The organism is Actinoplanes sp. CA-030573 (assembly GCF_050951115.1).
Taxonomy (GTDB): Bacteria; Actinomycetota; Actinomycetes; order Mycobacteriales; family Micromonosporaceae; genus Actinoplanes.
Genome location: NZ_CP192038.1, coordinates 1,807,716 through 1,829,501, shown reverse-complemented (window position 1 = coordinate 1,829,501; position 21,786 = coordinate 1,807,716). Strand labels below are relative to the sequence as shown.

The window sequence follows — 21,786 nt, the reverse complement described above, 5'->3', positions numbered from 1 at the left end:
GATCTCTACACATGAGAGCGGGCCGGAGGAAGCCCCTCCGGCCCGCTCATCGGCAACCCGCGATCAGGTGGCCACGACCGCCACGACGGTGAAGGCGGCCTTCGCGTAGCGGAGGAGCGTCCCGGCCGGCGGGAGGCCGGCCGCGATGATCGTCTTCGCGCCCGCGGCGGTGCCGGCCGGGATCGTCACCGTCGCGGTGAAGGTCCCGCTCGCGTCGGTCACCGCGGTGCCCAGCCGGGCGCCGCCGGCGTAGAGCGCGAGCGCGACCCCGGTGTACGGCGCGAAGCCGCTTCCGCTCACCGTCACCGTGCTGCCGGCCCGGCCCGAGGACGACGTCGCGGTCAGCGCGTTCGGCGCGGTCGGCATCGTCGTGGTGGACAGCGTCGGCGCCGCCGAGAACAGCGCCGTGGCCGTGACCGCCTCACTGGCCGCCGACTTGACGCCCGTCTGCGAGCCGTTCGCGACGACCGTCACGGCGTACACACCCGGCGTCACGTTCGAGAGCGTGCAGGTGGTGGCGGTCGCCGTGGTCCCGGCGCAGGTGAGCGGGGCGCCACCGGCCGCCGGCGTGGCCGACGCGGTGAACCCGGCCAGCCCGTCGCCGGCGCCGCCGGACGCCCACTGCACCGCGATCGACCGGACGCCGCCGGTGGCCACGACGTTGCGCGGCGTGCCGGGCGGGGTCCGCGGGGTCACCGACGCGGCCGCGCTGGGCGCCGACCATCCGGTGGCCGCCTGGCCGACGCTGACCACGGTGATCTGGTACACCTGCCCGTTGGTCAGACCGGTGATCGTGCAGGTCGTGGTCGCCCCGTTCGGCGTGGTGCAGGTGTGCGTACCGTTCGCGTCGGTCGTGCTCGCCGTGTAGCGGGCGATGCCGTCACCGGTGTTCGCCGGCGCGGTCCAGCTGACCACGGCGCTCGCGTTGCCGCCGACGGCGGTCACCGCGGTCGGGCTGCCCGGCGCGCCCGCGTTCGGCCGCACGCGGGCCGAGGGCACGCTGGTCGCCACGTTGCCCTCGCCGGGCCCGACGGCGGTCACGGTGATCGTGTACGACGTCAGGTTCGTCAGCCCGCCGATCACACATTCGGTGCCGGTGGTCGTGCAGGCGGCGCCGCCGGGGCTGGCCACCGCCCGGTACGAGACGACCCGGTCGGCGGCGTTCGCCGGCGCGGTCCACGAGACCGCCACCTGCCGGTTGCCGGCGAGCACGTCGACGTTGTACGGCCGGCCCGGCGCCTGCGGCACGATCGGTTCGGAGGCGCGGCTGAACGCCGAGCTCCCGCTGCCGCCGGCGCCGACGGCCTGCACCCGGAACGTGTACCGGGTGGCCGGGTCGAGCCCGGAGACCACACAGGAGGTGGCGTCCGCGCCGGCCGGCTCGGCACAGCCGATCCGGCCCGGAACCGACTCCACCACGTAGCCGTCGATGCCGGCGCCGGGCGACGGCATGTCCCAGCTCACCACGACCTCGCTGGTGGTGGCGCCCGGGGCGACGGCGGGCCGGGCCGGCACGTCCGGCGGTCCGACCACGATGGTGTCCGAAGGCTCGCCGACGGCGGTACGGCCCGCGGTGCCCTCGGTGGTCACCGTGAAGCTGTAGGCGGTGCCGCTGATCAGGCCGGTGAAGATGCAGGAGCTCTTCTCGACGTGCAGGCAGGCGGTCGGCGTGGCCACGGCCGGGCTCGACGTCACCGAGTAGCCGGTGACCGGCCCGCCGGTGGTGGGCTCGTCCCAGCTGACCCGCACCGCGTTCGCACCGTTGAGTGCCAGCGTCGTCGCGCCCGGCGCGTCCGGGCCGGCCATGCTCACCGGCCAGCTCGGCTGGCTCTCCGACGTACCGCCGGCCGAGCCGTTCGCGGTCACCACGAAGGTGTACTCCTTGGTGGCGTCCAGCCCGCCGAAGTCGCATTGGGACGCATCGGCGGCGACGTCGGTGCACGCGGCCGAGGTGACCGGCGTGGACGGGGCGTCGGTCGCGAACGCGGTGACGGTGTAGCCGGCGACCGGTCCGGCGCCGGGCGGCGACGGGGGCCACATGACCCGCGCCGTCACGCCGGACTCGTCGGCGGCGATGACGTCGGCCTTCGGCATGCCCGGAGCGTTCGGCTTGTTCGGGATCACCGCGACGGTCGGCGCGGAGGTGTTGCCGTCGAGGGCGTTCTCGGCCCGCACCGTGAACGTGTACGACCTCGTCGGGTCCAGGCCGGTGAGCGTGCAGGTCCGGTCTGTCGCCGGGTTGGGCGTACAGGTCGGGCCGGCCATGCCGCCGGTCGTCGGCGTCACCGTGTACGCGTCGACCACCGCGCCCGCGGGCTCGTCCCAGGTCACGGTCACCGTGCCCGGAGTCGGGCTGACCTGGACCTGCACGTTGGTCGGCGCCGGCGACGGGCCGGGGACGATCGCGTCGGTCGCCACCGAGCCGGCGGTGCCGGCCGCGTTGGCGGCCTCCACCGTGAAGGTGTAGGTCTTGTCCGGGTCGAGGCCGGTGACGTCGCAGGAAGTGTCGCCCGGGTCGCCCGTGCAGGTCGGCGTCTCGGTTCCACCGTCCGACGACGCGGCGGTCACCCGGTAGCCGGTGATCGCGCCGCCGCCGGCCGGCGGCGTCCAGGAGACCGTCACCGAGCCGTCGGCGTCACCGAGGGCCACCTGCGGAGCGGTCGGCGCGCCCGGCTTGTCGGGCTTGAGCGCCGTCGTCGCGGCCGCGTCCGAATGTCCCCGGGGATTCTTCGCCGACACCACGAACTGGTAGCTCTTGGTCGCGTTGAGCCCGGTGATCTCGCAGCTGGTCTCGGTGGCCGCGACCACGCACGGGTTGGTCGTCGGCAGCACCCCGCCGTCCGTCGACGAGGTCAGCACCTCGTAGCCGGTCGGCGCGCCGCGGTCGGTCGGCGCATCCCACGACACGACGACGGTGCCCGGCGTGTTGGCCTTCAGCGCGACGTCCACCGACGTCGGCACTCCGGGCGCGTCCGGCACCAGGTCGGGTGTGGTGGCCGGGGCGGGCGCGGAGCCGAGGTCATTGACCGCCGCGACCGTGAAGTTGTAGTGCTTGTCCAGGTCGAGCCCGGTGATCGTGCACGACGTCGTGGCCGGGCCGGCCTCGCACGGGTTCGGCGTCGGCAGCGTGCCGCCGTCGGTGCTGGCGGTGGTCACGGTGTAGCCGCTCACCGTGCCGCCGCCGGTCGGGGCCGTCCACGTCACCTCGACGGTGCCGGAGGCGGCGCCGGGCAGCGCGACGACCGAGGTCGGCTCCTGCGCGAGGTCGGCCACGATCGGCGCGGTGGCCGCGGCGCTCGTACCGCCGAGGCTGTTGTTCGCGGTCACCACGAAGCTGTAGGGCTTGTCCCGGCTCAGGTCCGTGATCTGGCAGTCGGTGTCGCTCGGCCCGCCGATGCAGCCGGCCGAGACGTCCGCGGTCTGATCGGCCGACGTCGCCGTGACGGTGTAGCCGGTCACCGCGGCGCCGGTCGGCGCGGTCCAGCCGACCGTCACCGTGCCCGGTCCGTCGATGGTCACGGTCGGGTCGGTGGGCGCGCCCGGCTTGCTCGGCACGATCGGGGCGGTCGGGGACGCGGCCGTCTCGCCCGCCGTGTTCACCGCGCTGACCGTGAAGGTGTAGTGCTTGGTCCCGTCGAGGCCGCTGAAGTCGCAGTGCGACACGGTCGGGCCGACCTCGCACGGGTTCGTGGCCGGCAGCGCTCCGCCGTCGGTCGAGGCGACGAGCACCCGGTAGCCGGTGACGAGGCCGCCGCCGGTGGTCGGGACGGTCCAGCTCACCGTCGCGACGACCGGGTCGCCGGCCAGCGTCACGTCCACGTCGGCGGGCGTGCCGGGCTGGTCGGGAACGATCTCGTCGCTCGGGTCCGAGGCCACCGCGCCGAGGTCGCCGACGGCGCTGACGGTGAAGGTGTAGGTGTCGCCGGGCGTCAGGCCGGTGATCACACACGACGGCGCGGCCAGGTTGGCGCCGCAGCCCGCGTCCTGCGTGCCGGCGCTGCCGCCGTCGGCCGGATCGGCCGTCACGACGTAGTTGGTGACCGTGCCACCGCCGGTGGCGGGCGTCCAGCTCAGGCTCACCTTGCCAGGGGCGTCGCCGAGCGTCACGGCCGGCGTGCCCGGCTTGTCCGGCAGCTGCGAGACGATCGGCGCGCTGGCGGCCGACGTCTGGTCGCCCGCGTTGTTGTGCGCGGTCACCGTGAACGTGTACGCGGTGCCGTTCTCCAGGCCCTCGAAGGCGCACTGGGTCGTCGGCGAGTTGACCGTGCAGGTCGCCGGCGACAGGTTGCCGGTGGCCGGCGACGGCGTGACCACGTAGCTGTCCACGGTGCCGCCGTCGGCGGGCTCGTCCCAGTAGACGGTGACCTTGCCGGCGACGTCGCCGAGCTCGACGCTCGGGGCGTCCGGCCGGCCCGGGAAACCGGGGGTGATCGCGGCCGACGCGGCACTGGCCACCGAGCTGCCGCCGTTCGTCTCGCCGACCGACGTGACCGTGAAGGTGTACGACTTCGCCATGTCCAGGCCGGTGACGGTGCAGGAGGTGTCGTCCGGGTCGGACTTCGTGCAGGCGCCGACGCCGGTCGTCGCGCCGTCGACGGTCTTGCTCACCGTGTAGCCGGTGATCGCCGGGCCACCGGACGGCCTCGTCCACGACAGGTCGACGCTGGTGTCGCTCGCGCGGACCACGGTCGGCGCGTCGGGCGCGATCGGCGGACCGGCGATCTTGGCGTCGGATGCGGGGCTGAGCGTCGAGGTGCCGCTGCTGCCGGCCGCGTTGGTGACGCCGTTGGCGGCTACCCGGAACGTGTAGGCCGTCCCCGGCTCGAGACCGGCGATGTCACAGCTGTTCGCCGGGTAGGACACCAGGCCGGTACAGGTGCCGGTCTGACCGGGCGCGGACGGCGAGGGCGTCACCTTGTACGACGCGATGCCGGCCCCGACGCCGTTGGCGCTCCAGCTCACGTGCATCGCGGTGGGATCGCCGGAGTAGGTCACGACCGGCTTGGACGGCGCGGCCGGCGGCCCGGGCGTCACCGAGGCGGTGGTGGCCGGCGCCGAGCAGTCGGTGGCGTCGGTCGGCGTCAGGTTCGGGCAGACGATGACGTCCACGGTGTAGGGCGTGTTCGCGGTCAGACCGGTGATCGTGCAGCTCGTCTGCACCGCCGATGCGTCGCAGTAGGCACCGCCCGGGTTCGCGGTCGCCCGGTACCGGGCGATCACGCCGCCCGGCGTGCCCGGCGGCGTCCAGCTGACCAGAATCGTCCGACGGCCCGGAACCGCCGAGGCGCTGTCCGGCGAGGCGAGCGGCGACGCCATCGCCGGCGCCGGATTGGCCAGCACACCGCCGACGGCCAGCAGCGCGCCCGCGGCTGCCACAACCCATCTGGAAAGAGTTCGCCTTACTGGTCGCACTGCTCCACCCCCGCTACTGGTTGCCACCACCACAAGGTAGCCACTTTCGTGCTAAATACCTCCGAAACCGGCCAATAGGAGTGGACTCGCGGGCGGCCACCTGCTAGGGGACTGGCACACTCGGCCCATGCGCACCGAAGTGATCACGGTCCGGACCGGCTCCCACCCCGTCGTCCGGGACATCACCAGCGAGGCGAGCCGGTTCGCCGCCTCCGAAGGGGACGGTCTGCTGCACGTCTTCGTGCCACACGCGACGGCGGGCCTGGCGATCATCGAGACCGGGGCCGGATCGGACGACGATCTGCTCGCGGCCATCGATGAGCTGCTGCCGGCCGAGGACCGGTGGCGGCATCGACACGGCTCGACAGGGCACGGCCGCGACCACGTGCTGCCGGCCTGGATCCCGCCGTACGCGACACTGCCCGTGATCGGCGGGAAGATAGCGCTCGGAACGTGGCAGTCGATCTGCCTCGTCGACCCCAACGGCGACAACCCGACCAGGCAGGTCCGCTTCTCCTTCATCGAAGGCTGAGAAGTTACTGGTCAGTACGTGTGTCCCGGATCGCGGACACCCCGGGTAGGCGTGACGATGCCCACCGCGAGGGGGCAGGATGGAGTCCTATCCGAGCGACTCACACAATGGGCCGCCCGGTTCCGACACCCGACCAAGAGGATTGCCTGTGGCCACGGAGCGCAAGCGCCCGGTAATCAGCGATGGACTGCCGAGCCAGCTTCCCGACATCGACCCCGAGGAAACCAACGAGTGGGTCGAGTCGCTCGACGGAGTCATCGACGAACGCGGCGCCAAGAGAGCCCGCTACGTTATGTTGCGCCTGCTCGAGCGGGCCCGGGAGCGGCAGGTCGGCGTGCCGCCGCTGACCTCCACCGACTACATCAACACGATCCCGCCGGAGCAGGAGCCCTGGTTCCCCGGCGACGAGTTCGTCGAGCGCCGCATCCGGGCGTACATCCGGTGGAACGCGGCCATGCTGGTGCACCGTGCGCAGCGTCCCGAGATCGGCGTCGGCGGCCACATCTCGACGTACGCGTCGAGCGCCAGCCTCTACGAGGTCGGCATGAACCACTTCTTCCGCGGCAAGGACCACCCCGGCGGCGGCGACCACATCTTCTTCCAGGGCCACGCCTCCCCGGGCATGTACGCGCGGGCCTTTCTCGAGGGCCGGCTCAGCGCCGACCAGCTGGACGGCTTCCGGCAGGAGCTGTCGCACCCCGGCGGCGCCCTCCCGTCGTACCCGCACCCCCGCCTGATGCCGAACTTCTGGGAGTTCCCCACCGTCAGCATGGGCCTCGGCCCGCTGAACGCGATCTACCAGGCGCGCTACAACCGCTACCTGCACAACCGCGGCATCAAGGACACCAGCCAGCAGCACGTCTGGGCGTTCCTCGGCGACGGCGAGATGGACGAGGTCGAGTCGCTCGGCGCGATCGGCGTGGCCGCCCGCGAGGAGCTCGACAACCTGACCTTCGTCATCAACTGCAACCTGCAGCGGCTCGACGGCCCGGTGCGCGGCAACGGCAAGGTGATCCAGGAGCTGGAGTCGTTCTTCCGCGGCGCCGGCTGGAACGTGATCAAGGTGATCTGGGGCCGGGAGTGGGACCCGCTGCTCGCGGCCGACACCGACGGCGCGCTGGTCAACCTCATGAACGTCACGCCCGACGGCGACTACCAGACCTACAAGGGCGAGTCCGGCGCGTACGTGCGGGAGAACTTCTTCGGCCGTGACCCGCGCACCCGCAAGCTGGTCGAGCACATGAGCGACGACGAGGTGTGGAACCTCAAGCGCGGCGGCCACGACTACCGCAAGCTGTACGCGGCGTACAAGGCGGCGACCGAGCACACCGGCCAGCCGACCGTGATCCTGGCCAAGACGATCAAGGGCTGGACGCTCGGGTCGCACTTCGAGGCCCGCAACGCCACGCACCAGATGAAGAAGCTGACCCTGGACGACCTCAAGGGCTTCCGGGACCGCCTCTACCTGGACATCAGCGACAAGGCGCTGGAGGAGAACCCGTACCTCCCGCCGTACTACCACCCCGGCGAGAAGTCCGACGAGATGCAGTACATGCTCGAGCGGCGCCGCGAGCTGGGCGGCTTCGTGCCGTCCCGGCGCACCAAGGGCAAGTCGCTGGCGATCCCCGACTCGAAGGCGTTCGGCGACGTCAAGCGGGGCAGCGGCAAGCAGAAGGTCGCGACCACGATGGCCTTCGTCCGACTCCTCAAGGACCTGATGAAGGACAAGGAGTTCGGCGCGCGCTGGGTGCCGATCATCCCGGACGAGGCGCGCACCTTCGGCATGGACTCGCTGTTCCCGACCAAGAAGATCTACTCGCCGCACGGCCAGACCTACACCTCGGTCGACCGCGACCTGTTCCTGTCGTACAAGGAGGCCACGAACGGCCAGATCCTGCACGAGGGGATCAACGAGGCCGGCTCGACGGCCAGCTTCATCGCCGCCGGCACCTCGTACGCGACGCACGACGAGCCGATGATCCCGCTGTACATCTTCTACTCGATGTTCGGCTTCCAGCGCACGGCGGACGAGCTGTGGGCCGCCGCCGACCAGATGACGCGGGGCTTCCTGCTCGGCGCCACGGCGGGCCGCACCACGCTGAACGGCGAGGGCCTGCAGCACGAGGACGGCCACTCGCTGCTCATCGCGGCCACCAACCCGGCCGTGGTGGCCTACGACCCGGCGTACGCGTTCGAGATCGCGCACATCGTCGAGGACGGCCTGCACCGGATGTACGGCGAGAAGCAGGAGAACGTCTTCTACTACCTCACCGTCTACAACGAGCCGATCGTGCAGCCGGCCGAGCCGCCGAACGTGGACGTCGAGGGCCTGCTCAAGGGCATCTACCGCTACCAGGCGGCGCCCGAGACCACCGGGCCCAAGGCGCAGCTTCTGGCCTCGGGCACCGGCATGGGCTGGGCGCTCAAGGCCCAGGAGCTGCTGGCCCAGGACTGGGGCGTGGCCGCCGACGTCTGGTCGGTCACCAGCTGGACCGAGCTGCGCCGGGACGCGGTCGAGGTCGAGGAGCACAACCTGCTCAACCCGGGCGACCAGCCGCGCAAGCCGTACATCCAGCAGAAGCTGGAGGGCACCGAGGGCCCGGTCGTGGCGGTCAGCGACTTCATGCGGGCGGTGCCCGACCTGATCTCGCGCTGGGTGCCGAACGACTACACCTCGCTGGGCACCGACGGCTTCGGCATGAGCGACACCCGGCACGCGCTGCGCCGCCACTTCCACGTCGACGCGGAGTCGGTGGCCGTGGCCACGCTGCGCCAGCTGGCGCTGCGCGGCAAGGTGCCGACGCACGTGCCGGCCGAGGCGGCCAAGAAGTACGCGATCGACGACGTCTCGGCGGCTCCGGTCGGCGAGACCGGCGGAGACAGCTGACATTTCGCGTGAAGGGCCCCATCGGCGACGATGGGGCCCTTTGCCGCTCAGACCTCGGCAGACCTCGCCGAACAGGGTGAGGTGAGACGTCGCGGTCTGCAGATGAGCCATCAGTTGCTGGCACTCGGCCTGGGCGGGGTGCTGATCACCGCCATCGTGCTGCTCGGGGTCGGCGCCTGGGAGAGCGGCCGGTTCGCCGGGCACGCCGGGGACGAGGTCGCCGCCCAGACCCGGGAGAGCCTGGACCGGACCGTCACCGACGTCACGACGCTGGTGAAGACGGTCGGGTCGGACGTGCAGGGCAAGGTCGACCAGCAGATGAGGTCCGCCGACGTCTACCTGGGCCAGCGCGGCGGCGCCCGGCTGGCCACGGCCACCAGCACCTGGACGGCCACCAACCAGGTCAGCAAGGCCAAGAAGACGGTCACCCTGCCGCAGCTGAAGATCGAGGGCGAGGCGCTGACCCAGGACGGCGACCACAGCGGCGCGACCCGCTTCGTCGAGCGGACGAAGGCCCTGGTCGGCGGCGAGGTCACGGTCTTCCAGCGGATGGACGACGCGGGCGACCTGATCCGGGTCGACACCACGATCAAGGGCAACGTCGGCACGTACATCCCGGCCGTCGGCGCCGACGGCAAGGCCAACGCGGTGGCCGCCGCGATCAAGTCGGGCAAGGGCTACCGCGGCGTCGCCCAGGTCGTCGGCACCCCGTTCATCACCGGCTACGACCCGATCAAGGACGGCGCCGGGAAGGTGATCGGCGCGCTCTTCGCGGGTGTGCCCCAGGCGGACGCCCTGGCCAGCCTGACCTCGGCGATCGCCGTCGAGAAGGCCGGCGCCAACGGCTGGACCTCGGTGTTCAGCACCGCCGCCGCGGACGCCGGTCGGGTGATCGCGTCGAGCATCGACGGCCTGCCCGGCCAAACCGTGCTGGACGCCACCGACGCCGGCGGCGCCAAGTACGTCCAGGAGATCGTGACCAAGGCGCCGACCCTGGGCGACGGCCTCTGGCGCACCGGGTACACCCTGCCGGGCGCCGAGAACGGCAAAGCCGGCGGCACCACCGTCATGGTCACGTTCTACAAGCCGTTCCAGTGGGCGATCGCGGTCGGCGGCTACCACGCCGACGCGAACGGCGCGATCGACGCGGTCCGCAGCGGGCGCAAGGACATGCTCTTCTCGTTCGTGCTGGCCGCGGTCCTGCTGGCGGTCGCCGGCGCGGGGCTGGCCGTGTTCCAGGCCCGGCGGATCTCGGGGCGACTGCGGAAGCTGACCGACGGCCTGGCCCGGCTCGCGCATCGCGATCTCACCGTGTCGGTCGACGTCCGCGGCACCGACGAGATCGCGGTGGCCGGCCAGGAGCTGAACGCGGCCGTGGCCGAGCTGCGCGGCGTGATGACCGAGGTGACCAGCGCCTCGCACGAGGTGTCGGCGGCGGCCCAGCAGGTGGCCGCGAGCGGCGGCGCACTCTCCTCCTCGGCCGACGCGGCGGCGGCCCGGGCCGGCTCGGTGAACGTGGCCGCCGAGAGCGTGTCGAGCGTGGTGCAGACGGTGGCCGCGGGCGCCGACGAGATGGGCTCGTCGATCTCGGAGATCTCCAGCAACGCCCAGGACGCGGCGCAGGCCGGGCGGGACGGGGTGGCGCTGACCGCGGCCGCGGCCGGCGTGATCACCGAGCTGCGCGGGTCGACCTCGCAGATCGCGGACGTCGTACGCCTCATCGCCAGCATCGCCGAGCAGACCAACCTGCTGGCGCTGAACGCCACGATCGAGGCCGCCCGCGCCGGGGAGACCGGCAAGGGCTTCGCGGTCGTCGCCAACGAGGTCAAGGAGCTGGCCCAGGAGACGGCCCGGGCGACCGAGGACGTCACCGCCCGGGTCGCGGCGATCGAGGGCGACACCACCCGGGCGGTCTCCGCGATCGAGGCCATCACCGCCCGGATCGCGCAGGTCAACGACTACCAGACGGCGATCGCGGCGGCCGTCGAGGAGCAGGCCGCGACGACCGCCGAGATGGCCCGCAACATCGCCGAGGTGGCGGCCGGCAGCCGGGACATCGCCGAGGGCATCGGCGTGGTCAGCGGCGCGGTCGACGGCACCCGGCAGACGGTGAGCGCCTCGCACCGGTCGGCCGACGAGCTCAACGCGACCGCCGGCCGCCTCACCGACCTGGTCGGGCGCTTCACCGTGTGAGGAAGCTGTTCAGCTTGGCGTACTGCTCGCCGGCGCCCTGCTCCATGAAGCTCTGGATCTGGTCGGTGAGGTAGCCGGCGAAGTGGTCGAGCATCTCGGTGCGGCCGTCGCCCAGATCGCGGAAGGTGACCGTGACCTTGCCGCCGCCGAGGCCGCGCTGACCGTCCCACTCGAACTCGAGCAGGCTCGGTTCGTCGACCTTGGTGTAGCGCATGTCGGAGGGGAACTCGGCGCCGGTCTTCTCCTGCACCATCACCACCCGGAACACGCCGCCGGGCCGGACGTCCATCTCCACCCGGTCGCGCGGCGTGTGCATGCCGGCCGGGCCCCACCATGCGGCCAGCTGGTCGGGATCGGTCCAGGCCCGCCAGACCACCTCGCGCGGCGCGTCGCAGATCCGGACGATGTCGATCTCGCGGAAGGTCATCTCGTCGGTCATCGGTCGGTTCCCTTCATCAGAGTCTTGAGGTGGGAGTCGAGCTTGTCGAAGCTCTCCTCCCAGAACTGGCGGTAGCGGCCGAGGAAGTCGCTCGCCTCGCGCAGCGGCTCGGCCTCGAGCGTGCAGGGACGCCACTGCGCCTGCCGGCCGCGGGAGATGAGCCCGGCCCGCTCGAGCACCTTGAGGTGCTTGGAGATGGCCGGGAGCGTGAGGTCGAACGGCTCGGCGATCTCGTTGACCGTCGCCGGGCCGTCGGCCAGCCGGGCCAGGATCGCCCGGCGCGTCGGGTCGGCCAGCGCCCCGAACACGACACTGAGCTGATCCGTGGCCATGTGGACGCCTGCGCCTTACGCCGGGATGTAGGTGATGACCTCGACGCCGGTCGTGGTCTGCCAGGTGGCGGTCGGCTTCAGGGCGATCCTGGTGCCGTCGTCCCAGAGCTTGCGCCCCTCGCCCTGCACGACCGGGTAGATCATGATGCGGTACTCGTCGATCAGGTTGTGCCGGGTCAGGTAGTTGACCAGCGAGGCGCTGCCGTTGATCAGGAGGTTGCCGGGCTCGGTCTTGAGCTTCGCCACCGCGTCGGCGACCTCGCCCTGGATGAAGGTCGCGTTCCACTCCGGCTCGGTGAGCGTGGTGGTGGCGACGTGCTTGGGCATCGAGTTCATCTTCACGCCGAAGTCGCCGGTGGAGGCCTCCATCTGCGGCCAGGCGGCCTTGAAGCCCTCGTACGTCTTCCGGCCGAGCAGCAGCGCATCCGCCTCCCCGAGGTTGGCCGCCTGCCACTGCCCCAGCTCGTCGTTGAAGTACGGGCCGCTCCACTGCGGCTCCTCGAAGACGCCGTCAAGAGTCGTGTACTCGACCGCTACAACCTTGCCCATCTCCATCACCCCGGTACTTTCCGACTTGGTTAATTAGCTGATCGGTAAATTACACGCCGGAGTGGCCCTCGTCAACCTGTCTGACATTCCGTAAGCTCTCCGCTACGGAGGGGAGGATCGATGGCGATCACGCACAACCCGGCCGCACTGGCCGAGCCCGTCGTCCCGGTCCGGCGGTCCTGGATCGGCCTGCTCTTCGCCGCCAACCTGGGCCTCTGGATGGCGTTCTACACGCCACTCCAGGTGCTGCTGCCCGAGCAGATCGAAGACCTCGGCGTGGCGCACAAGGAGATCTGGCTCGGCATCGTCACCGGCATCGGCGCCATCGTCGCCGTGGTGGTCAACCCGCTGGCCGGCGCCCTCTCCGACCGCACCCGGCCGCGGCTGTTCGGCCGGCAGTTCGGCCGGCGGCACATCTGGACCGCCGGCGGCGCCGCGCTGCTCTTCCTCTGCCTGCTGGTCCTCGCCGTGGCGCCCAACCTGTTCTGGATCACGGTCGGCTGGGCGGTCGCGAACGTGGGCATCAACATCATGCTCGCGACGCTGACCTCGGCCGTGCCCGACCGCGTGCCGGTCGACCAGCGTGGCCTGGTCTCGGGCTGGATCGGCATGCCGGTGGCGCTCGGCCTGGTGCTCGGCGCCATCCTGGTCACCGCCGTGGTCACCACTCCGCCGCCGGGCTACCTGATCATCGCGTTCGGCATGATCCTGCTGGTGGCGCCGTTCGTCCTGCGCACCCCGGACGACCCGCTCGGCGAGGCGCGGATCCCCCGCATCTCGTTCCGGCTCGACCTGCGGGGCAACCCCGACTTCGCCTGGGCCTGGGTCACCCGGTTCCTGGTCATGCTCGGCAACGCGCTCGGCACGCTCTATCTGCTCTACTTCCTGACCGACCAGGTGAAGCTGGCGGACCCCGACACCGGCCTGCTCTACATGATCCTGCTCTACACGGTCGGCATGATCGGCACGGCGATGCTGAGCGGCTGGCTCTCCGACCGGGCCGGCAAGCGCAAGGTCTTCGTGGTCTGGTCCGGCGTGATCATCGCGGTCGCCGCGATCCTGCTCGCGGTCTGGCCGACCTGGCCGGTCGCGATGGTGGCGTCGGTGCTGTTCGGCGCCGGCTTCGGCATCTACCTGGCGGTCGACACCGCGGTGGTGACCCAGGTGCTGCCGGCCGCCACCGACCGGGCCAAGGACATCGGCGTCATCAACATCGCGCCCTCGGTGTCGCAGGCGCTCGGCCCGGTGCTGGCCGCGCCGGTGGTCGCCTACCTCGGCGGCTACCCGTCGCTGTTCGTCCTCACGGCGCTGACCAGCCTGGCCGGAGCCCTGGCCGTGCTGAAAATCCGTTCTGTGCGATAGGTAGTCTGGTCGGGTGACTGTTCGCGTACGTTTCGCCCCGTCCCCGACCGGCATGTTCCACGTCGGCGGCGCCCGCACGGCGCTGCAGAACTGGATCTATGCCAAGCAGCACGACGGCGTCTTCGTGCTCCGCATCGAGGACACCGACGCCGCCCGTAACCGTCCCGAGTGGACCGAGGGCATCCTCTCGGCGCTCGACTGGATCGGGATCGAGCGGGGCTCGTACGAGGGGCCGTACTACCAGTCCTCGTACGCCCCCGACCACGCCGCCGCCGTGACCCGCCTGTACGGCGAGGGCCGGGCGTATTACTGCGACTGCAAGCGCGAGGACGTCATCGCCCGCACCGGCAACCCGCACACCGGCTACGACGGCTTCTGCCGCGACCGGGGGCTCGGCCCGGGCGAGGGCCGCGCGCTGCGGTTCCGCACCCCCGACGAGGGCGAGACCGTCGTCGAGGACCTGGTGCGCGGCAAGCCGACCTTCGAGAACAAGCTGATCGAGGACTTCGTCATCGCCCGTGCCGACGGCTCGCCGCTGTTCCTGCTGGCCAACGTCGTCGACGACATGACCATGGGGATCAACGTCGTCATCCGCGCCGAGGAGCACCTGCCCAACACGCCCAAGCAGCAGCTGCTGTGGGAGGCGCTCGGCCACACCCCGCCGGTGTGGGCGCACGTGCCGGTCATCGTCAACGAGAAGCGGCAGAAGCTGTCGAAGCGCCGCGACAAGGTCGCCCTCGAGTCGTACCGCGACGAGGGCTACCTGGCCGCCGCCATGAAGAACTACCTGATGCTGCTCGGCTGGGCGCCCTCGGGCGACCGCGAGATCGTCCCGTGGCAGGTCATCGAGGACGAGTTCCGCATCGAGGAGGTCAACCACGCCTCCGCGTTCTTCGACATCAAGAAGCTGCGCGCCTTCAACGGCGAATACATCCGCGCGCTCGCACCCGACGAGTTCGCGGCCTGCTGCGCGCCCTGGCTGCAGGGCACCGACACGATCCCGGCACCGCCGTGGCGCCCGGAGGCCTTCGACATCCAGGTCTTCACGGCGGTCGCCCCGCTGGCACAGACCCGCATCGCGGTGCTGTCCGAGATCGTGGAGTACGTCGACTTCCTCTTCCTCGACGAGCCGGTGCGCGACGAGGCGTCGTGGGCCAAGGCCATGAAGGGCGACGCCGCCGAGATCCTGGACGCGACGGCCGCGGCGTTCGAGGCGCTCGAGGTCTGGGCGGCCGAGCCGCTGAAGGCCGCGCTCGAGCAGGTCGGCCTGGCCCGCGAGCTCAAGCTGGGCAAGACCCAGGCGCCGGTACGGGTCGCGGTCACCGGGCGCTCCGTCGGCCTTCCGCTCTTCGAGTCGATCGAGGTGCTGGGCCGGGAGCGCACGCTGAGCCGACTGCGAGCCGCGCGCGCCGCCCTCTAAGTAGCTCCATATCGTATTTGCCGCCCAGGCCGCCATCGTTGCCCGTCGTTCCGGTAACGAAAACGCTGAGCGGGGTGACCAGGGCAGCAACCGCTTGCCGTCGGTGGGTACTATTCGGCCGCTGATCAACGGCCGTTGTCGCTTCGTCGGTCATCCCCAGATGGCTTCAAATCGTCCGGCTCGAGATGCGCCCGGGCGTCAGTCCGGGGAGGCTGAAGTGGCTCCGGTCGTGCCGCGCGATTCGTCGTCGCGGCACGACCAGTGCACGAAGCCATGTCCACCACGGGGCGGGGGAGGCCGGACGATGGTTCGAGGGGCGATCACACGGTTGACGACGGCGGCCGGAGCACTGGCCGTCGCTTTCGCGCTCACCATCGGTGTCGCGCCCGCGGCGCAGGCCGCGCCGAAGCCGCCGGCCAAGCCGACCAGCATCCAGATCACCGGCAAGGACATCAACGGCACGCTCATCGTCGACCCGAGCGACGGCGCCCGTCTGTTCGACACCCTGCTCGCCGAGGTCAACTGGATGGCGTCGGCCAAGCCACAGACGACCGCGCCCAAGTCGGACAAGCTCGGGCCGAAATACAAGCTGAGCGTGCTGGCCAAGACCGTGCCGCTGCAGGAGTACGAGCTGTACCCGATGGCGGCCGGTGGTCCCCGTGCCCACCGCCCGGCCAACCAGCCCAGCGGCAAGAAGGACGACGGCTGGTTCTACGGCCGGCTCACCATGTCCGAGACGCTGCGGCTGTCCGGCGTCCCGCTGAAGGCCAAGCCCGACGTGATCAACGGCGGCATCGGCGGCGGCGTCGGCGAGGACATCAAGACCGGCGAGCTCGACCCGGTCGCCGGGGTCACCACGTTCCTGCAGCGGATGCGCGAGCTGCTGCTCCTCAACGGCGGCGTGCTGATCGTCATCCTGTTCGGCCTGGCCGGCATCGCCTTCCTGATCCGCCGCAAGGTCTGACCCGCCCGGGCCGCCCTAGTCGATCTGGCCGGCCGGCACCGGCACCTTGAAGACCGGGCAAGCGTCGGCGGCCGGGCCCGGGCACTTCTCGTCCGGGCCGAAGGCGTCGAAGAGCCGCTTGTCGGTCGCGACCTTCTCGACCTGGGCGCCGGTCAGGCCGGGCTTGCCGTCCGACGGGCGGCCGGCGTCCCGCTCGCCGGTGGCCATCACGACCACGGTCCGGCCGTCGGAGATGCGCCGGGCGATCGTCTCGTGCACCTGCCAGCCCGGGTCCTGGTCGTCGTCGTAGCGGACGTACTCGATGCCGGCCGGCGCCCACTCGGTCTTGGCGCACGAGCCCGGCGCGGCCGTCACCGGGAAGCACAGGTCGTCCCGGACGGCGTAGACGGCGACCTCGAGCGTGCCGCGCGGCTTGCCGTCCCGGTCGGTGACCGAGTACTGCCGCCAGCCGTCGCCGCGCTCCGGCGGCCGAGGGGCGAGGTCCATCTTCTTCTCGGCGGCCACCGGCGCGAGCAGGGCCAGCACCCGGTCGGCCACGGCCGGCGGCGCGGTGACGGCGCCGGCCGTGGCCGGGGTGGTCTTCACGTCCGGGCCGGCCGCCGGCATCAGGGTCGTGGTGAGCAGCCAGCCGGCCACCACGATCACGACCACCGCGGCCAGGCCGGCCGCCAGCAACGCCCGGGTGCGGCGGCGGCGCAGGCGGTCGGCACGGCGGAAGATCTCGTCGACCGCGTCGCCGGCCTCGGGCTCGCCGTCGAGCACGTGCTCGAGCAGGCTGGTCAGCTGCACAGTCATCCGGCCAGCGCCGCCTCGGAGTCGGTGAGCAGCTGCTCGAGGGCGGCCAGCCCGGCCCGCTCGTACGCGGCCACCCGCTCCTCGTCGAGGTCGAGCATGGCGCCGACCGCGTCCGCGTCGAAGCCGTCCCAGTGCCGCAGGATCAGCACCGCCCGGCAGCGCGGCGCCAGCTTGTGCAGGGCGTCGAGCAGCAGGATCGACTCGGCCGCGACACCCTCGGCGCCGGCCGCGGCCACGAAGACGTGCTCCCGGCGGCGGTTGCGGCGACGGCAGGCCTCCATCAGGTCCGCGTACGCGTAGACGTCCGGATCGGCGACCGCACCGCGCCGGGTGTCGGCCACGACCCGGGCCAGGCTCGCCTCGGTCAGCTCGGTGGCCAGCTCCCAGTCGCCGCACATCAGGAACGCCGACCGGCGCAGATGCGGGAGGCGGCTGGTCACGAAGTCGCGCAGACCATTCTCGTCGCCGGACATGCTTCCTTTATAGGAAAATATCGGCGCTCGCAACGGCAAAGGGCGGTCAGGACGCCCGAACGGCGACCTCCACCAGGCGTACGAGATCGGTCAGGTCCGCCTCGAACTCGGCCGCCGGATCGCCGGAAGCCGCGGCCGGAAGACCGCCGGTGACCTCGCCGGTCGTGTGACCCAGCAGAAAGGCGGCGATCATCCGGCCCAGCCGGGGAACCTGGGTGTCGGGCACCCCCGCGTCGTGCAGGATGCCGCGCAGCGCCGCGGTGAGCCACGAGGCGGATGCGCCGGCCGCCGAGCGGTTCAGCAGCAGCGGAAAGGCGCCGGGATGCGCGTACGCGAGCTGCCGGACGGCCCGGCCCAGCGCGACCAGCCGGCGCCGCCAGTCGATGCCCTCGCCCTCGTCGACGACCGAGCCCAGCTCGTGGTGCAGGAGGTCGACCAGGCCGTCGAGAAGCGCGTCCTTGCCGCCGACATAGGGATAGAGCGCCATCGACGTCAGACCGACCCGTTCGGCCACGGCCCGCATCGACATCGCCGCCAGCCCGCGCTCGTCGACCAGCGCGAGCGCCTGGTCCAGGATCAGTCGCCTCTTGTCGTCCACGATCCCACCGTGTCCATCCGCCGCCGCGGCCGCTCCCGGACGCGCCGAAGGGCTACCTCGACCGGGTGACTCAGCACCAACGGCCGGGTGGCCGGCCGCGGCCGGCGGCGCGGCGGCGCGGCCGGACCGCGCCGTGCAGATGGGCGCCCGCCCAGCCACGCAGCTCCGTGCGGCAGCCCATCCGGCTCGGACCCGTCATCGGCTCGTCCTCGGCGGCCGGGGCCGCCGGAGTCGCCGGGTCCTCGAGCGCGGGATCGATGTCGGCGCGCAGCGGCCCGTCGTCCGGTTCCGTCATCTCGCCTCCCCCAACCTTCACGCGGTTCCATCGGCCGCGCGGCGCCCGGCCTTACCTTCTGGACCGGGTGACCCGCGCAACGCTAGGACGACACCCTGCCAGGTCACCGACCGAAATCGCGGCAGGGGCGCACCGCTATCCCGACAAAGAACCCAAATCGGTATAGAAACCCCGTGCATTGCACTCATTTGGCCCGCCACCTGCGGACTTGCCCCTATCCCCGCGGATCCTCCCCGACCGGGACAGAGCGGTGGCGAGTCGCCGATCCCGGGCCGCGGCGTGGCACGCTGTGCTGCGTGGCATCTCCCGGGACGACAAAGCCCCCGCTCGCCGCCACGCTGCGCCGCATCGAGCGCAACGCCGGCGGCCTGGCCACCTCGGCCGTGGCCCGGATGGACGAGACCCTCCCCTGGTTCCGCGCCCTCCCGGCCGACCAGCGCTCCTGGGTCATGCTCGTCGCCCAGGCCGGTGTCCGCTCGCTGGTCGAGTGGCTGCGGTCCGGCGGCACCGTGGCGAACACCCAGGAGATCTCGGACGAGGTCTTCGCGGCCGCGCCCCGCGCGCTGGCCCGGTCGATCACCCTGACCCAGGCCGTCCAGCTGATCAAGGTCACCATCGACGTGGCCGAGTCCGAGGTCGGCAACCTGGCGGCGGCCGGCGAGGAGGAGGCCCTGCTCCAGGCCATCCTCAAGTTCTCCCGCGAGATCGCCTTCTCGGCCGCCCGCGTCTATGCCCGGGCCGCCGAGTCGCGCGGCGCGTGGGACGCCCGCCTGCAGGCCATGCTGGTCGACGCCCTGCTGCGCGGCGACTCCTCGGACGTGCTGGCCAGCCGGGCCGCCGCCCTCGGCTGGGCGGACGCGCCCCCGGTCGCGGTGGTGGTCGGCCGCTCCCCCGGCGGCGAGATCACCTCGGTGCTGCACGGCGTCTACCGCGCCGCCCGCCGGGCCCGGCTCGAGGTGATCGGCGGCGTACACGGCGACCGGCTGGTGGTGGTGATGGGCGGCGTCACCGACCCGGCCGCCAGCGCCGCCGCGCTGGCCGGCAGCTTCGGCGAGGGCCCGGTCGTGGTCGGGCCGGCCGTGCCCTCGCTCGACCAGGCCACCGAGTCGGCCCGGGCCGCGCTGGCCGGCTTCCGGGCGGCGCCGGCCTGGCCCGGCGCGCCGAGCCCGGTGGCCGCCGACGACCTGCTGCCCGAGCGGGCGCTGGCCGGCGACCTGGCGGCCCGGCGCGCGCTGCGGCACGACGTGCACGGCTCGCTTGCGCGGGCCGGCGGCGGATTGATGGAGACACTGGACGCATTCTTCGCGGCCGGCGGGGTACTCGAGAGTGCGGCCCGCGAGCTCTACGTGCATCCCAACACGGTGCGATACCGGCTGAAGCGGGTCGCCGAGGTGACCGGCCTGTCACCGCTCGACGGACGCGACGCGTTCGCGCTGCGGCTCGCCATGACCATCGGGCGCTTGGATCCTGCGACCTAAATCACCGAGCGCTCGTTCAGCTTCACGATGCCTACAAATGGTGCGCAAGTGGGCCACCGAACGGGCCCATTTGTAGGATCCCTACAACGGCGGTCGTAGGGTTTGGTTGCCGCCGTCACCCCCGCTCGGCCCCTCCATCCGGAAGAGTCAGTCCCGTGCTCGCCGTACTCTCCCCCGGCCAGGGTTCCCAGAAGCCTGGCTTCCTGACCCCCTGGCTCGACCTGCCCGGCGCCGCCGACCGGCTCGCCGCCTGGTCCGAGCTGGCCGGCCTCGACCTGCGCCACCTCGGCACCGAGGCCGGGGCCGACGAGATCAAGGACACCGCCCGCACCCAGCCGCTGCTGGTCGCCGCCGCGCTGCTGGCGGGCGAGCAGCTGCCGCTCGAGAACGTCGCCGTGGTCGCCGGGCACAGCGTCGGCGAGCTCGGCGCGACCGCCCTGGCCGGCGTCTTCCCGGCCGAGGCCGCGATCACGCTGGCCGCCGTCCGCGGCCGCGAGATGGCCGCCGCCTGCGCCCTCGAGCCGACCGGCATGAGCGCCGTCCTCGGCGGCGACCCCGACGACGTGGTGGCCACCATCGAGCGGCACGGCCTCTACCCGGCCAACCGCAACGGCGCCGGCCAGATCGTCGCGGCCGGGTCGCTGGAGGGGCTGGCCAAGTTCGCGGCCGAGCCGCCGGCCAAGGCCCGGGTCATCGCGCTGCCGGTGGCGGGGGCGTTCCACACGCCGTACATGGCGCCGGCCGAGACCGCCCTCGGCGCCGTCGCCGGCGATGTCGCCGTCACCGACCCGGCCCGCGTCCTGCTCTCCAATCTCGACGGCACCTCGGTGACCGCCGGCGGCGAGATGCTCCAGCGGCTGGTCCGCCAGGTCACCGCCCCCGTTCGGTGGGACCTGTGCATGCGGACGCTCAAGGAGCTCGGTGTCACCGGCATCATCGAGCTGCCACCGGCCGGCACTCTCGCCGGCCTGGTCAAGCGCGAGCTCAAGGGCGAGGGCGCCCCCGAGATCGTCACTCTCAACACGCCGGACGACCTGCCCGCCGCCCGCGACCTGATCGCCCGTATCGGAGGAGCAACACGATGACAGCCGCGGGTTCCCGCATCATCGCGCTGGGGCACTACCAGCCCTCGCGCGTCGTCACCAACGACGACCTGGCCAGCACGATCGACACCAACGATGCGTGGATCAAGGACCGCGTCGGCATCTCCGAGCGGCGCATCGCCGGCGCCGAGTCGGTCGCCGACATGGCCACGTACGCGGCCGAGAAGGCGCTCGCCGGCTCCGGGCTGAACGCCGCCGACATCGACCTCGTGGCGGTCGCCACCTGCACCTCGATCGACCGCTGCCCCAACGTCGCCACCCGGGTCGCGGCCCGGCTCGGCATCACGGCCCCGGCGGCGTACGACCTGAACACCGCCTGCTCCGGCTTCTCCTACGCGGTGGGCACCGCCGACCACGCGATCCGGGCGGGCGCCGCCCGCAACGCCATCGTGATCGGCGCCGAGAAGCTCTCCGACGTCACCGACTGGACCGACCGCACCACCGCCGTGCTCTTCGGCGACGGCGCCGGCGCGGCCGTGATCACCGCGGTGCCGGACGGCGAGGCGGCCGGCATCGGCCCGGTGCTCTGGGGCTCGGCGCCGGACAAGGGTGACGTCCTGAAGATCGAGGGCTGGCAGCCGTACATCCAGCAGGAGGGCCAGATCGTCTTCCGCTGGGCGACCACCGCGCTCGCCCCGTTCGCCCGCGAGACCTGCGAGAAGGCCGGCGTCGACCCGTCCGAGCTGGCCGCCTTCATCCCGCACCAGGCCAACGCCCGGATCATCGACGGCATCGTCAAGCGGCTCGGCCTCGGTCCCGACGTGGTCGTGGCCAAGGACCTGGTCGAGTCGGGCAACACCTCCGCGGCGAGCATCCCGCTGGCCCTGTCCAAGCTGGTCGAGCGGCGGGAGGTGCCCTCGGGCGCCCCGGTCCTGCTCTTCGGCTTCGGCGGCGGCCTCACGTACGCCGGCCAGGTCGTCCGCTGCCCGTAAGCGGCGACCGACCCGGACGGAC

General features: G+C 72.1%; 17 protein-coding genes. 9 read left to right on the top strand and 8 right to left on the bottom strand.

The features are described 5' to 3' along the window. Nucleotides 1-63 precede the first annotated feature (63 nt). Nucleotides 64-5,376 carry a fibronectin type III domain-containing protein gene (locus ACQP2F_RS08545; RefSeq protein WP_433302262.1) on the bottom strand — a complete coding sequence of 1,771 codons (5,313 nt, stop codon included), beginning with the start codon at nucleotides 5,374-5,376 and terminating at the stop codon, nucleotides 64-66. Nucleotides 5,377-5,539: 163 nt separating this feature from the next. Here ACQP2F_RS08545 and ACQP2F_RS08540 point away from each other — a divergent pair, with 163 nt between their 5' ends. The 3 genes from ACQP2F_RS08540 (at nucleotide 5,540) to ACQP2F_RS08530 (ending at nucleotide 11,024) form a co-directional block, all read left to right on the top strand. Then, on the top strand, nucleotides 5,540-5,944 hold the full coding sequence (locus ACQP2F_RS08540; protein ID WP_433302261.1) for a YjbQ family protein: 405 nt from the start codon (nucleotides 5,540-5,542) through the stop codon (nucleotides 5,942-5,944). 148 nt (nucleotides 5,945-6,092) lie between these two features. Next, nucleotides 6,093-8,831, top strand: a complete 2,739-nt coding sequence (gene aceE / locus ACQP2F_RS08535) for a pyruvate dehydrogenase (acetyl-transferring), homodimeric type (RefSeq protein WP_433302259.1) — start codon at nucleotides 6,093-6,095, stop codon at nucleotides 8,829-8,831. A gap of 102 nt (nucleotides 8,832-8,933) precedes the next feature. After that, a complete protein-coding gene (locus ACQP2F_RS08530; protein WP_433302257.1) occupies nucleotides 8,934-11,024 on the top strand; it encodes a methyl-accepting chemotaxis protein in 2,091 nt (696 codons plus the stop codon). Here the strand turns inward: ACQP2F_RS08530 and ACQP2F_RS08525 are convergent. The 3 genes from ACQP2F_RS08525 to ACQP2F_RS08515 are packed head-to-tail and all read right to left on the bottom strand — an operon-like array spanning nucleotide 11,014 to nucleotide 12,344. Beyond that, nucleotides 11,014-11,463, bottom strand: coding sequence for an SRPBCC family protein (locus ACQP2F_RS08525; protein ID WP_433302256.1), 450 nt, complete (start codon nucleotides 11,461-11,463; stop codon nucleotides 11,014-11,016). The two genes, ACQP2F_RS08530 and ACQP2F_RS08525, sit on opposite strands and share 11 nt — an antisense overlap. Continuing rightward, nucleotides 11,460-11,795 (bottom strand): ArsR/SmtB family transcription factor, encoded by a 336-nt coding sequence (locus tag ACQP2F_RS08520; protein WP_433302254.1) that lies wholly within the window; start codon nucleotides 11,793-11,795, stop codon nucleotides 11,460-11,462. The genes ACQP2F_RS08525 and ACQP2F_RS08520 overlap by 4 nt, the downstream gene beginning before the upstream one ends. Before the next feature lie 15 nt (nucleotides 11,796-11,810). After that, a complete protein-coding gene (locus ACQP2F_RS08515; RefSeq protein ID WP_433302252.1) occupies nucleotides 11,811-12,344 on the bottom strand; it encodes a dihydrofolate reductase family protein in 534 nt (177 codons plus the stop codon). A gap of 120 nt (nucleotides 12,345-12,464) precedes the next feature. Between ACQP2F_RS08515 and ACQP2F_RS08510 the strand changes: the two genes are divergently transcribed. From ACQP2F_RS08510 to ACQP2F_RS08500, 3 genes are all read left to right on the top strand, one after another. Then, complete coding sequence (locus ACQP2F_RS08510) at nucleotides 12,465-13,706, top strand: MFS transporter (protein ID WP_433302251.1); 1,242 nt, start codon at nucleotides 12,465-12,467, stop codon at nucleotides 13,704-13,706. Between the two features lie 13 nt (nucleotides 13,707-13,719). Next, entirely contained in the window at nucleotides 13,720-15,126 is a 1,407-nt protein-coding gene (gene gltX, locus ACQP2F_RS08505) for a glutamate--tRNA ligase (RefSeq protein WP_433302249.1), read from the top strand. Nucleotides 15,127-15,430: 304 nt separating this feature from the next. Next, nucleotides 15,431-16,090 (top strand): hypothetical protein, encoded by a 660-nt coding sequence (locus ACQP2F_RS08500; protein WP_433302247.1) that lies wholly within the window; start codon nucleotides 15,431-15,433, stop codon nucleotides 16,088-16,090. 15 nt (nucleotides 16,091-16,105) lie between these two features. Here the strand turns inward: ACQP2F_RS08500 and ACQP2F_RS08495 are convergent, their stop codons facing one another. From ACQP2F_RS08495 to ACQP2F_RS08480, 4 genes are all read right to left on the bottom strand, one after another. After that, a complete protein-coding gene (locus tag ACQP2F_RS08495; protein ID WP_433302245.1) occupies nucleotides 16,106-16,885 on the bottom strand; it encodes a hypothetical protein in 780 nt (259 codons plus the stop codon). Then, nucleotides 16,882-17,358: an RNA polymerase sigma factor gene (locus ACQP2F_RS08490; protein WP_433302243.1), complete on the bottom strand. Its 477-nt coding sequence runs from the start codon at nucleotides 17,356-17,358 to the stop codon at nucleotides 16,882-16,884. Before ACQP2F_RS08490 ends, ACQP2F_RS08495 begins: the two co-directional genes overlap by 4 nt. 46 nt (nucleotides 17,359-17,404) lie before the next feature. After that, nucleotides 17,405-17,956 carry a TetR/AcrR family transcriptional regulator gene (locus ACQP2F_RS08485; RefSeq protein WP_433302241.1) on the bottom strand — a complete coding sequence of 184 codons (552 nt, stop codon included), beginning with the start codon at nucleotides 17,954-17,956 and terminating at the stop codon, nucleotides 17,405-17,407. Nucleotides 17,957-18,026: 70 nt separating this feature from the next. Continuing rightward, nucleotides 18,027-18,251 carry a hypothetical protein gene (locus ACQP2F_RS08480; protein WP_433302239.1) on the bottom strand — a complete coding sequence of 75 codons (225 nt, stop codon included), beginning with the start codon at nucleotides 18,249-18,251 and terminating at the stop codon, nucleotides 18,027-18,029. A gap of 287 nt (nucleotides 18,252-18,538) precedes the next feature. Between ACQP2F_RS08480 and ACQP2F_RS08475 the strand changes: the two genes are divergently transcribed. The 3 genes from ACQP2F_RS08475 (at nucleotide 18,539) to ACQP2F_RS08465 (ending at nucleotide 21,764) form a co-directional block, all read left to right on the top strand. Then, a complete protein-coding gene (locus ACQP2F_RS08475; protein WP_433307394.1) occupies nucleotides 18,539-19,729 on the top strand; it encodes a PucR family transcriptional regulator in 1,191 nt (396 codons plus the stop codon). A gap of 155 nt (nucleotides 19,730-19,884) precedes the next feature. Beyond that, nucleotides 19,885-20,814 (top strand): ACP S-malonyltransferase, encoded by a 930-nt coding sequence (locus ACQP2F_RS08470; protein WP_433302237.1) that lies wholly within the window; start codon nucleotides 19,885-19,887, stop codon nucleotides 20,812-20,814. Beyond that, nucleotides 20,811-21,764, top strand: a complete 954-nt coding sequence (locus ACQP2F_RS08465; RefSeq protein ID WP_433302235.1) for a beta-ketoacyl-ACP synthase III — start codon at nucleotides 20,811-20,813, stop codon at nucleotides 21,762-21,764. The genes ACQP2F_RS08470 and ACQP2F_RS08465 overlap by 4 nt, the downstream gene beginning before the upstream one ends. Nucleotides 21,765-21,786: the final 22 nt, after the last annotated feature.